We start from the raw sequence: 11,545 nt of genomic DNA, 5'->3' as shown, positions 1-11,545 counted from the left end.
AACAAGGACCTCGACAATCCTCATTCTCGCTGGTCAGAGGCACTTTCTTCTTGCCTGACCACCCGTCGGACAGCCCGCTTCATGAAAGCGCGAGGCTAAGTACCATCAGCGCAGTGGGGGACACTCGCAGCGCCCTCGCCCGTTGCTTCGGGACGAGGCGGTCACTGCCCAAGGCCTCACGGCCACGCTTCCGCCGCCGACGGACGACATCAAGCAGCGTGTCTGAGGTTTCTGGTGGTGGGTGATGTGGCATACGCGTGCCTGATCGACCGCCGCACCCGCCGTCGTGGCTGACATTCGTTGGCTGAGGCTCAGGCACACGGGACCCAGACTTCTCCCACGCTGTTCCGGGACGGATTGCGCCTGCCACTTGCGGGCCTGATCGTGCGGGGAACCACGGGGGATGGCGGGGACCAGAGCGCCGGCCAGTCAGGTGGCGTAGCTGCTCCGCCGCAGCTCAGCCCAGCGACTACCCCTGTAAGACCCAAGCTTCCCAAGCTAAGGGCTCAGGCGCCGTCACAACCTGCCGGCCGTCGTGGCTTGCTCTGGTTAACGGCACAGGCAGCGTGGCTCAGGCCGATGGGGGTGGAGCGAGGCATACGCGCGCCTGGTCGGCCAGCGCACTCGCCATCGTGGCGGACTGTCGTCGGCTGAGGTGCAGACAGCGCGAGGGGTGCTCTCTGCAGTCGATGCGCGGCAGCCGGGCCGACATAGCGTTGCGGGGAGGGGAGCCCAGGTTGGTGCTTGGGCTCCCCTCCCCGCTTGGAAGGGCTGTCCTCAGCCGGCGCCGTTTCGCGTCGGCTCCCTCAGATCCGCTGCGGTTCACTCACCGCCAAGAGGTGACCGCGGCTGGTCGCGACACGGAGGGCGTCACACAGGGCCCCGGTCAGTTCCGCCGCCAGGCGTCGCGTCTCGTCCGGGGCCGCGTCCGGGTCGTCGAGGGTTTCCGCGGCCTGTTCCAGCAGATCGGCCGCCGCGCCGAGTTGGGCCGCTTCGATGTTGTCCGCCAGGCGGGACATGTAGCTGCCCCGGTCGTCGGTGCTCAGGTAGCAGGGCTTACCTTCGGGACCCGCCCACGGGAGAAGCCGCAGTTCGTTCGGCGTCGTCATGCTTGGGTCTGCCTCTCGTCGATCACGTGGTGTGTGGTGAAGACCGCGTCGACGCGGTCTCTTGGGAAGGCCAGGAGCGCGGCTTCGACCACGCGGCCGGTGGAGTCGGTCGCGATGCGGGTGATCGCGAGGACGACCGCCGTGGGACTGATCCGGAGTGCCGCGGATTCATCCGGCGTCGCGGGGCGGGCGCACACCGTCTCCCGGACAGCGGCCGGCGGAGGACCGAGGACGGCGAATCTTGTGACCGCCTCTTGGCCCGCGAAGTCCTCGTCGAGCACTCCGACCGGAGCCAGGTCACGCGGCAGGTAGATACGGGCCAGCCCGTGCGGCGACTCCTCTTCGAGGCTGAGGCAGAAGTACTCCGCGAGAGGACTGCCCGTGGGCACCTTCAGGAGAGTCGTGAGGTGCCCGTCAGCCTGAACGGTGTTGCTGCGGACCGTAACGCGTAAGGCCGGGCCGGCCGCGGTCCACGGGTCCAGCGTTCCCCAGCCGCCGACGTACATGATCTTGCGGAGGGGGCGGCGGACGAAGTTGCCCTTTCCGTGGATCTTTTCGACGAGGCCTTCGCCCTGGAGCATCGCGAGAGCATGCCTCAGCGTCATTGTGCTGACCGCGTACCGGTCGGCCAGGACGGTTTCGGAAGGAAGACGTTCGCCGGGTTGCATGCGGCCGCTCGTGATCTGGTGGCGCAGATCGTCGGCGATGTCTTGGTGGCGGGAAGGCATGGGCCCAGTCACCGCCTTCTCAGTGTCCGCACGGCGACGAGCCGCGTGCGGGTATGTATGGTCAGCAACTCGCCCGATTCGAAGACCAGTTGCTTCGCCCCCTGGGGAAGTTGGAAGAGGTCTCTCACCCGGCAGGCACGGCCGCCGAGTTGGATGATGTCGCCGCGCTGCACGGTGGTCGCGGTGACCTCGATGTTGGAGACCAGCGCGCCGCCGAAGGCCCGGTTGCTCACTGCGTCACTCCCCTGGGCGTGGGCTGGCCAGGCACCAAGTGGCACGGGCAGTCGCACGCTTCGTAGATCACCGGGAGGTCTTCCGGCGCGGAGGCAGGGGAGGACTCCGCGCAGGCGAGGTGAGTACCGATCCGGCAGGCGGTCGAGCGGTAAGGGACGGACGAGGTCTCCGTGAGGTGCGGGTGTCGACGAGGCGGCATCAGCGGACCCCCGCCAGGGCCGACCAGGCGTCGGCCGGCAGGTAAGGGGCGACAACCACCGCGCGGGTCCGTACGCGGCTTTCCCAGGCCAGCACGTACGGGCGGACGAGCGCGACGTCCTCCCCCTTGAGCACGGGTCGATGAGCCACCGCATCAGCGGAGGCCCGGCTCAGGACGGGGGTCAATACGTCAACGGGGGCGGGAAGGAACGCCGGAGGAGTGGAGGGCGTTAACGGGCGGCGGTGCCTGCCCCTTGTGGAGGTCCGCACCCTGGTGATGGAGAGGGCACGGCGGATACGATTGAGCACGCTGTTCAGCTCCTATCGCTGATGGCCCGGTCCCCCGACATCGCCCGTCGCGGGGACCGTTTGCGTACGACCGCCCAAAGGGTGCGGCCGTTCAAGCTGGAGGCGAGGAGCCCGAACCGATCGGCCTCCGCCACCACGTCCAGGGCCTCCCGCCATGTCTCGGCGGAGACCGATTCCGGCACCTCCGCTTCCACCGACGTGTGCCGGGGGTGTTCCTCCACTCGCGTGAGCAGCCCAAGGGCGGACAGCCGGGCGGCGATGGCCGCCGCGCTAACTCCCGAAGCGGGCACAGGGCAGCCTCCGTCACCGGCGATCACTTTGAGTGAAGCTAGTTAACTAGATTAGAGCTAGTGGACTAGATTTCCCATATGCCTGAGCAGCCGCCCTATCTCCGCGTCGCCGACGAACTCCGGCGGCGGATCGTGGAGCACGTGTGGGAGCCGGGAGATCGCCTGCCCTCCCGCGCCCAGATCGGCCAGGAGTACGGCGTGGGCGAGAACGTGGTCCGCCGAGCCCAGGAGTTGCTGATCTCTCAGGGCGTGTTGGAGGGCCGGGCCGGTTCGGGTACGTACGTCGCCGAGCCCCGGCAACGGGTGCGGGTTGTCCGGTCGTCGGCAAGGGAACAGCCCAGCGGTTCGCCGTTCCGTGCGGACATGAAGGCGGTCGGCAGGCAGGGCGATTGGGAGAGTCGGACGGACGCCAAGGTGCCGGCTCCGGCGGAGATCGCGGCGCGGCTCGGGATCGCCGAGGGCGAGCTGTGCGTCCGTACGACGTACGAGTTCCTGGCGGACGGCAGGCCGGTGCAGTTGTCGACGAGTTGGGAGCCGTACGACCTCACGGCCGGCACGCTCGTCGTCCTCCCCGAGGGAGGGCCGCACGCTGGAGCGGGCGTCGTGAACCGCATGGCCGCGATCGGCATCACGGTCAGCCATGCCGTGGAGCAGCCGGAGCCCAGGCAGGCGACCGCCGAGGAGGCGTCGCTACTGGGCATCCAGAAAGCCGCGCTCGTTACGCACATCCGGCGGACGTACTACAGCGACGACGGGCGGCCCGTGGAGACGGCGGACATCGTGGTGCCCGCGGCTCACTGCGAGATCGTCTACGAGATCCCGATCAACCGGTAGCACCGCTTGGAGTCCGCCCTGTGGCCGAGAACGCCGCGTCCTGTCCCGAATGCAGCCAGCCCATGAAGTCCGGCGGTCTCGTGCTGTCCAGGCGGGACGAAGACGGTCGGAGGACCTGCCGGTCTCTGTGGCGGTGCCCCGATCGGCACACGTGGTGGCAGTGGGCGGACCGGCCGGAGGAACCGTTGGAGGTCTGCCCAGTTCCGGAGCTGTTTCGGTGACATCCAACGTTGACATCAACGAGGCCGGACGGCGGCACACAGCAGCACCCCCACGCAACCGCCGGACCAGCCGACGACGGCCCCAGGCGCGGGCGTAGATCGAACTCCTAAAGCGGGTGTCGCAGGTTCGAATCCTGCCGGGGGCACCAGTTCAGAAGGGCCTCACCTCCGGATTCTCCGGAGGTGAGGCCCTTCTGACATCCACGTTCATGGTGATGCTGATCTGGCGGTGCCCGAGGATCTCCATCACAAGACGAGGCGCGACGCAGCGGCGGCCCTGGCCCGCTGGTCGTTTTGCCGCATCCGGCGCCAGCGGAGGGGCGCGATGCACATGGCGGGCAGCGGTACGGCACGACGGCGACGCCCCTTGGGATCATCGTCGTACAGGACACCCCGGCGGCGCTGGATCTGCCGGCGGACGTGGAGGACGCGACGGTCCAGGTCGACGTCGGCCCAGCGGAGGCCGATCAGCTCGCCCCGGCAGACGGTTTCCTTGCTGTTGCTCAAGGCGCATCTATGGGCTCGTACAGAACGTCGGTCCTGAGAATTGTTTTCGTACCCTCAAGAAGCGGGGCCGAGTCGTGAAGCGTCCGATGCCAGAAGAGGAGCGCATCGCCCGGTTCGGGGCGGTGGGCGCTCAATATTTCCTCAGGCTCTGCGAGCCGGGGCCAGTCCGAGAAGTCGCGTTGCGCAAAGGGAAGGTCGTTCTGCTTGTCGGCGATGAACCGCGTTTCTCCGCCCACTGCCTCATACGACAGGTAGACGACGACCGTCAGGTGAGTTCGCGTTCCATCGGGGGCGAAATAGGGTGAATCGTAGTGCGGGACAAGCAATCCGCCGTGCTGGTACGTGATGAAGCGCATACGCGGATTGACGGCCGCCGGCTTCCAGAGCCTTCCGTCCGAATCCGTCGGATCGTCCGGTCCTACTTCAAACGGCAGAAACGTCCGCAGCCTGCGGTAGAACTCTGCCGCCAAGACTTCGGAGTCAGCCGTGGCACGGAGATGAGCGACCGGATCTCCCTCTGCATAGTTGGCGGCAATGCCGTCCAGACCCACCGGCGCAAAGCGCTGGGCATCCAGTTCGGCCGCGAATACCTCCACTTCGGCCGGAGTGAGGAAATGGCGAATCACCCTGGCGTCGACGTGCGGGATCTTCGACTCGGTCGGGGCCCATGAGCCATCGGCGGATATTCGGCTCAGCGCTTCCTCGGAGAGGTCGAAGGGATTTACCGGCATTCCGAACATGCTCACTTTTCCGTCCTGAGGTCATTGTCGATGCCACCGTGGCCGTGGCCCCAAACGTCCAGAACGGCCGCGGGCGGCACAGCGAGGTGAATGGCGGGACTGTCGGCCATGTACTTGTGTGCGTTGAATCTGTGGAGGTACTCCGAGCGCGCTGCCGGTTCCCCGAGTTCAAGGTGGGCGTATTCCGGCCAACTCTTTTTGTGTGATTCTCTCTCGCCGGACAGGATCGTGAGCCGTTCCGGACAGAGCTCGACGAAGTCGCACGAGGCCCCGAAGGCGACGGAATCGAGGCTGTTGTGCCGCAGGTGCCCGTTCAGCACTCGACACTTCTCGCGAACGTGGTCGGCCGCTTCGAACGCTCGGACTGAGCGAATTCCGGAAAGGAGCGGCGGACCGGAGAGCAGGGATCGCACATCAGGGATCAGGCGCTGGGGTGCCGCAGCGTTGAAAAGGCGATCGCCTTGTGCTGATCTCTGCCGGTGGTCCGGTGGCAGGCGGCCGCCGGGCGGCTGGTGCGCTCGCCGGCATGGCTCCGGGCCCGTGCTCGACGTCCCGGCCGTGCGCACGGCGGCGGATCGAGGCCCCTGGAGTCAATGCCCGCAGGGAGCGGGGGCCACTGAGCGATTATCGTCACGGTGACGATATTAGGCTGGGGTGAACCCCCAAAGCAAGCAGGACGTCCCCGACGCGACGGAAGGGGGCGGGAGGCGGGGCGGAACCGGCTCAGGAGACCACCGATGCGCGCTGGGCCCGGTGAAGTGGACCGTCGCCCAGTGGCCGCCGACCAACGGGAAACTCCTGACTCGGCCGAACTCCCCCTTCGGATCCGGCTGGGACGCGCCGTGGCCGCGGACGATCCACTCGTCCCTTGCCGGCCCCTCCCGGCGGCTTCTCCGCAGCGGTCGTCGTCGGCCGGGGTGCCGAGCGTGCTCTCCGGCACAAGCTCGACATCGTGCAACCGGACCGCGGTCATGTCACGGCTCCCTTGCTCCGACCATGCAGGTAGGTGAGCGCGCTCCCCGGTCACGGTCGTAGGGATGCCGGGCACGGACGGCGAGTTGGGTCGCGGCAACAGTGACCAGGCGGACCCCGCGCAGGTCGGCCCCCAGGAAGTCGTAGCGAAGACCCGGCCGTCGATCACGGAGGATGCACCGATGCCCCGTAGGAACGTGACCGAGGCCGATACGGGCGAGCGTGGCATGCTCCGAGGGCCGCACTCCTGGGTGGGGGTGCGGCCCTCGCGGCGGGGCGAGTTCGGCCTCACGTCTCGTTGCCCGGGCCTGCGCTGCTGATGAGGGCGATGAGGACGAGGATGATGCCGGTGAGCTTGATGATGTCTTCGGCGGGCCAGCCGGAGTTGAAGCCCAGGACGAGGGCGACAGCAGTGACGTAGGGCCAGGTCTTGCGGGTCGGCTTGGGCAGGTTCGCGGGCATGGATGCCTCCCGGCAGTTCGGTCGTTGAGTGACCTCAGAGTGCGGGGGCATGAAATTGTTCGGTCACGGCTGGATCCGTCGTCGCAGGTGGCCGGTTGAAGATCGAGGACAACGAGGGGTTGTCCGGGGGCGAATCGTGCGCGAGGGGGCGGGATGCCGAGACCGCTGAGCAGCCTGAAAGGGCGGACACCACAGGCCAACGCGCTCGCCCAGTGGGTGCGCGGGGTGACGCAGCACGTCCAGGTTCGCGACCTGGCGATGATGTTCTCGTACTCCAGGTCGACATGGACGGCGTTGCGCAACGGCACGAAGAACGTGTCCGGGAAGATGGTCGACGAACTCGTCGACGAACTCGTCGAACCGCACCTGCGGGAGACAGCACGTCAGACCGGTCACCGGCTGCGGCGTGAAGCTGAACAGGCGGAGAAGAAGCTTGAGGAGAATCTCAGAGCCGACGAACCGCGACCTCACCCCGCCAGGCGCGGAGACGTGGAAAGCGTGCTGCTGCGCCTGGACGACGCCCGTATCCAGCAGCTGGACGCCATGCACAAACTCGCCGAGGCGAAGAACCGCATGACGGAGCTGGAGACCATGGTCTCCTTCCTGCAGGACAAGTGTGTGCAGCTGGCGGCCGAACGCGACCGGGCCCGTGAAGAGGCGCATGCCGAGGTCGAGCAGCTGCAGCAGGCCCTGGAACAGTCCCAGGCGCTCCACGAGAAGGCCGGGCTCCATCTCAAGCACGCCCGCCGGGCTTCCGACTACGCCTACGAGCTGCGTGTCGCGGCCGAGGAGAAGGTGTCCGAGGCGAAGGCCGCCGCCCGGCAGGCACTGCGGCGGGAACCTGTCACCGACACCACCGGCACCGACCTGCCGGTGACGCCGGAAGCCGCCCGGACGGTCCTACCCCCTGTCGACCTCATCTCCGAGGCACTCGACCGGGCCGCGGCCGGCCTGGCGAGGCAGGATCAGGGGCTCGACGAACTCCGCGACGGCCTGGGCCTGGCCCCACCCGAACCCTCCGCCGGCACACCCCAGGTGATCGTCGGAACGGTCCTCGAACCCGCGGTCCGCACGACACCGCACTCCGCGCGGGAGACGGACCGGCCGGGGGAGGCGGCCGGCGTTGTCCACGCCACCGGCACGGACAACGCCGACAACACCCTGACCGGCGAAGACATGCTGAGTCGCTCCGATTCCCTTGGCTCGCTGCTGGAGAAGGCCCGTACGCCGAAAGGCATCGGCTCCGCCATGAGCGTCCTCCGCGAGCGGGCCGGGAGCAAGGAGTGGACGTGGGAACGGATGGTGGTGGCGGTGGACAGCGCCGCGCTGCTGTCCGACTCGGAAGCCGCGGTGCGGCGAATGAAGACGTGGTTCGACGGCACGAAGCTTCCGGAGCCCCGCTTCCAGTGGCGCCGATTACTGAATGCCCTCGGCGCGACCCCCGCCGAGATCGACGAGTTCGTCGCCGCACACATGCGTGCCAGCACGTTCGTCCACAACCGCCTGCGGCGGCTGCTGGTCGTGATGATCTGGGTGACCGTGCTCACTTACGATCTGCTGGCAGGAGTAGCGATGGGCGCCGCCTTCGACGCCGCGAAGGATGCGACGAACGGCAACGTGGTGCTCGCGATCATGCTGATTTCTCTGGGTGTCGTCATCGCGGCGCTGCGCGGGCTCGGCAGTGCGACGGGGGGCCTGCGCATCAGACCGATCTGGCTCGTACCCGCATCCTTCTACGCATGGCTTGTCGGCGCCGTCATCGTGCGCTGGACCGTCCCTGGTTTCGGTCTCGCCATCGCCGGAGCCGTGGGACTGGTGTGAGCTGTCGGATGCCCGAGGGCGTATCCGGGCGAACGCGACGGCGGGGCAGGCCGGGGCGGGGCGGGAGGCTGCGGGCGCCGACCGAAGGCGGGATTGTCCGCGATGCCTGCGGACGACGTGAACAACCCCTTGACCAGCTCGAACACCGTCACATCAACGAGGCGTCGGGGCGAGTCGGGTGGACAGGGGACTCGTGCTCGCCGGGGCGATCGGCGAAGTTCAGGCACCGCCCGAACCGTCCTTACCGGACGACGACGTTGTGCGCCGGGATGATCGTGGGCCGCACGTCGGTATGGCCGAGGTCGGCCAGGATCGGGCCGAACGTCTTCGCGTGGGCTTCGAGGGCTTCCGCGCTCTCCCAGACCTCCGTCACACGGAACCCTCCGTCGACCGGACCCGCCGCGTGAGAGACGAGACCTGTGGTCGGCAGATCTGCGAACTGCGTGAAGCCCTGCCCACCGGTCACGCGTTCGATGACTGCGTCGTAAAGCTCCTGTCCGGCGTCAGGGAAGTCGAAGGTGACGATGATGGCCATCCGGATGCCCCTATCTCGGTCCGCCGCGTGGCTGCGGCAACATCCGCGATCCTAGCGTCCGGTGATCGCGCGTGTGCACAGAGCGACGAACCGCTCGGCCGCCGCCAGAGCAGGGCGATCATCGGGAGCCCTCGGTGCGCCGGCTTCAGGGACCGGCTGTTCGGGGTCTGCCGGTTCGCCGAGCCGACATCCACCGCCGACATCGACGACGTCGGACCCCGGCGCCTTCGAGCATCCCCCGGCGGCAGGACGGTGGTGCCGGCAGCGGGCCCGCTGGGCCCACCCGGCCGAACTCCGAAGCGGGTGTCGGAGGTTCGCATCCTGCCGGGGGGCCGCCGATGGTGGGAGTTTCGGTCTCGGCGCGGCACGCTCAGAAGAAGGTCCTGAAGCGGGTGGAGTCGCCGGGCAGAGGCAGGGCGTGGGCCGGTTCGAAGGGGCGTGTCGTGCTGTTGCGGCCGGAGTAGGAGGCGGCGCCTGCGGGGCCGACGGCGTAGAGGTCGGCCACGCCCTTGCTGTTGCCGCCCGCCGGGATGATGTGGGTGTACTTCTGCCAGCCGCCGCCGACCTTGCGGCGGGCGGTGAACGTGCCGTCGCCCTTGCCCAGGTAGAGCCAGAGGGTTCCCGCGGTGTCGCGGGCCAGGAGGTCGCCACCCGCAGCCCCCGCGATGTTGCCCGGGGCCGTGAGCAGGTTGTAGACGCCCCAGCCGCCACCGACCTTCTTACGGGCCTTGAACGGGGACTTGGCATCCCCCGTCGAGGCGTAGAACCACAGCACACCCGACGTGTCCGTGGCCAGAAGATCGCCACGGCCGTCACCGTTCAGGTCGGAGCCACCCGTGATCTTGTTGTAGACCTGCCAGCCACCGCCGATCCTCGTACGCGGGAGCGGCTTCTGCCTCTCGCTCTGGTGGAGCCACAGCACACCGTCGCGGTCGCGGCCGACGATGTCGTCCGCCGCCGAGCCGCCGAGGTCGCCCGGGGCGGCCATCAGCGTGTACGTGTTCCAGCCCGTGCCCAGGACGTCCGGCTTCGGGTCGCGCACGACCGGCGGGCAGCCCTCCTCGTGGCAGTCGGGGCTGTTGCCCATGGCCCGCAGCTGACTGATGTCGTACGCGGAGAGGTTGCCCGAGCTGTCGCGGACCAGCGCGTCCGCGTGGGCGTTGTCGTTGAAGTCGCGCGGCGCGGTGCCACGGTCCACCGTGGTCGTACCGGTCTTCACCGCCGCGGGGCCCACCCCGGACGCCGGGAGGGCGGTCATCTTCCAGGTGTACGCGCCGTTGTAGGCGCCGATCACCTGGTCGAGGTACCCGTTCCAGGTGATGAAGGTGTCGTAGTAGCTCCAGAGCGACACCGTGCGGCCGGTCGCCACGTGCGTCAGGTCCAGCGAGACGCCCAAGTCCGAATCGCTGGTCTGCCAGGTCACACGGCTGTCGGTGCCGTCGAAGCGGTGCACGCTCGGAACATGCGCCCGCTCCAGGACCAGTTCCAGGGGCCGCTGCCCGTCCGCGATCATGGGGGCCACCGGGGTGCCGCTCGTGTCGAGCGAGAGGTGGAAGAGTCCTCGGCCTTGCGCGAAGGTGCCGCCGGCCAGCAGGAGCGTGCCGTCGCCGAGCGGAGTGCCCTGATTCGCGAGGTCGAGGAGCGGGATCTTCCGGTCGTCCTTCAGCGACTTCAGGACGATGGGCCTGTTCGGGTACGTGACCCCGTCGACGACGAGATCGGGGCCGCCCGTGATCGCCAGCCAGTCGCCGCCCAGGACGATCTGTGCCCGGTAGGGGAGCGTCTCGCCCTGCTTGGTCTTCCGGTCCACGATCCTGGTCTTGCCGTACCGCGGTTCCCAGAGCAGGCGGTCAGGCGTGACCTGCGCGAAGCCGCTGTGCCAGCCGGTCTGGTAGGTCTCGACGGTGGCGGCCGTGGCCACGTCGACCAGGGAGAGACGGAAGTCGAAGTCCGGCGCCGAGGTCTCCACGACGACCGTGCCGGGCGTGGAGCCGTAGAACGTCCAGGGGACTCCGGCCGGCAGCCCGGTCACCTCGCGGTCGACGACCTCGCCGCCGGGCGCACGGCTGACGAGGTGGAGCTCTTCGGTGGCCGTGTCGACCATCACGAGCGTCGAACCGTTGACCTCGTGCAGCCGGTACGGGACGTCGATGACGACCGGTTCGCCGCCCCCCGCCATGTCGTGGACGGTGTGGCGGGTGCCCTCGCTCGCCACGACGATGTCGGCTCCGGCGGCCCCTCGGTAGGTGACCCCGGCGCTGTTCGGGAACGTGGTGCTGGAGCCGTCGGCGTACCGCGTCCAGACATGGACGCCGTCCGTCCGCACGCCGAGGAACCCGCTGGGCCCGGCGGTCAGGTAGCCGCCGGTGAACGGGAAGGTCGCGTCCCCGGCGCCCTGCCGCGCGACCTCACCCGCCCCGGCGGGCGGTGCGGTCGCGGCGGTGGCCGGTCCGGCGAGCGTGCCGGCGGTCGTGGCGGCCAGGGCGACGGCGACGGCGGTCAGCCGGAACCGGGAGGTGCGAACGCGGGCGCGTGACATGGGGTGGGGCCTCCTCGGAGAAGGGCATGCGGGTGCGGCGTGGAAC

At 68.7% G+C, this 11,545-nt stretch carries 11 protein-coding genes and 2 pseudogenes; 2 read left to right on the top strand and 11 right to left on the bottom strand.

The window, feature by feature from the left end; translation table 11 throughout:
• Positions 1-806: 806 nt before the first annotated feature.
• The 5 genes and pseudogenes from ACFUJR_RS27080 to ACFUJR_RS27060 all read right to left on the bottom strand — a co-directional run bounded on the left by ACFUJR_RS27080 (position 807) and on the right by ACFUJR_RS27060 (position 2,868).
• On the bottom strand, positions 807-1,109 hold the full coding sequence (locus tag ACFUJR_RS27080) for a hypothetical protein (protein ID WP_383181157.1): 303 nt from the start codon (positions 1,107-1,109) through the stop codon (positions 807-809).
• On the bottom strand, positions 1,106-1,837 hold the full coding sequence (locus tag ACFUJR_RS27075; RefSeq protein WP_383181160.1) for a GntR family transcriptional regulator: 732 nt from the start codon (positions 1,835-1,837) through the stop codon (positions 1,106-1,108). Before ACFUJR_RS27075 ends, ACFUJR_RS27080 begins: the two co-directional genes overlap by 4 nt.
• Positions 1,838-1,845: 8 nt before the next feature.
• Positions 1,846-2,070, bottom strand: a complete 225-nt coding sequence (locus ACFUJR_RS27070; protein ID WP_328434451.1) for a hypothetical protein — start codon at positions 2,068-2,070, stop codon at positions 1,846-1,848.
• A gap of 199 nt (positions 2,071-2,269) precedes the next feature.
• Complete coding sequence (locus tag ACFUJR_RS27065; RefSeq protein ID WP_383181164.1) at positions 2,270-2,419, bottom strand: hypothetical protein; 150 nt, start codon at positions 2,417-2,419, stop codon at positions 2,270-2,272.
• Between the two features lie 171 nt (positions 2,420-2,590).
• Positions 2,591-2,868, bottom strand: a pseudogene (locus tag ACFUJR_RS27060) (hypothetical protein).
• Between the two features lie 78 nt (positions 2,869-2,946).
• Between ACFUJR_RS27060 and ACFUJR_RS27055 the strand changes: the two are divergent.
• Complete coding sequence (locus ACFUJR_RS27055; protein ID WP_383181167.1) at positions 2,947-3,702, top strand: GntR family transcriptional regulator; 756 nt, start codon at positions 2,947-2,949, stop codon at positions 3,700-3,702.
• Between the two features lie 423 nt (positions 3,703-4,125).
• Here the strand turns inward: ACFUJR_RS27055 and ACFUJR_RS27050 are convergent.
• The 4 genes and pseudogenes from ACFUJR_RS27050 to ACFUJR_RS27035 form a co-directional block, all read right to left on the bottom strand.
• Positions 4,126-4,403: pseudogene (locus ACFUJR_RS27050) on the bottom strand (site-specific integrase); the annotation flags it as partial.
• 23 nt (positions 4,404-4,426) lie between these two features.
• Complete coding sequence (locus ACFUJR_RS27045) at positions 4,427-5,170, bottom strand: 2OG-Fe(II) oxygenase (RefSeq protein ID WP_383177194.1); 744 nt, start codon at positions 5,168-5,170, stop codon at positions 4,427-4,429.
• A gap of 2 nt (positions 5,171-5,172) precedes the next feature.
• A complete protein-coding gene (locus ACFUJR_RS27040; protein WP_383177165.1) occupies positions 5,173-5,490 on the bottom strand; it encodes a hypothetical protein in 318 nt (105 codons plus the stop codon).
• Positions 5,491-6,430: 940 nt separating this feature from the next.
• The gene (locus ACFUJR_RS27035) at positions 6,431-6,604 is read right to left on the bottom strand and encodes a hypothetical protein (protein WP_383177168.1); all 174 of its coding nucleotides are present in this window, start codon (positions 6,602-6,604) and stop codon (positions 6,431-6,433) included.
• A gap of 153 nt (positions 6,605-6,757) precedes the next feature.
• On the opposite strand from ACFUJR_RS27035, the gene ACFUJR_RS27030 reads away from it, so the two are divergent.
• The gene (locus ACFUJR_RS27030) at positions 6,758-8,425 is read left to right on the top strand and encodes a hypothetical protein (protein WP_383177171.1); all 1,668 of its coding nucleotides are present in this window, start codon (positions 6,758-6,760) and stop codon (positions 8,423-8,425) included.
• A gap of 241 nt (positions 8,426-8,666) precedes the next feature.
• Here ACFUJR_RS27030 and ACFUJR_RS27025 read toward each other — a convergent pair whose 3' ends face one another.
• Together ACFUJR_RS27025 and ACFUJR_RS27020 are read right to left on the bottom strand one after the other, a co-directional pair.
• Positions 8,667-8,960, bottom strand: a complete 294-nt coding sequence (locus tag ACFUJR_RS27025) for a hypothetical protein (RefSeq protein WP_383177174.1) — start codon at positions 8,958-8,960, stop codon at positions 8,667-8,669.
• Positions 8,961-9,330: 370 nt separating this feature from the next.
• Positions 9,331-11,499, bottom strand: coding sequence for a hypothetical protein (locus ACFUJR_RS27020; protein WP_383177177.1), 2,169 nt, complete (start codon positions 11,497-11,499; stop codon positions 9,331-9,333).
• Positions 11,500-11,545: the final 46 nt, after the last annotated feature.

It is taken from the genome of Streptomyces sp. NPDC057271 (genome assembly GCF_042668715.1).
Classification (GTDB): domain Bacteria; phylum Actinomycetota; class Actinomycetes; order Streptomycetales; family Streptomycetaceae; genus Streptomyces.
This window is presented reverse-complemented; position numbering and strand designations above follow the sequence as displayed.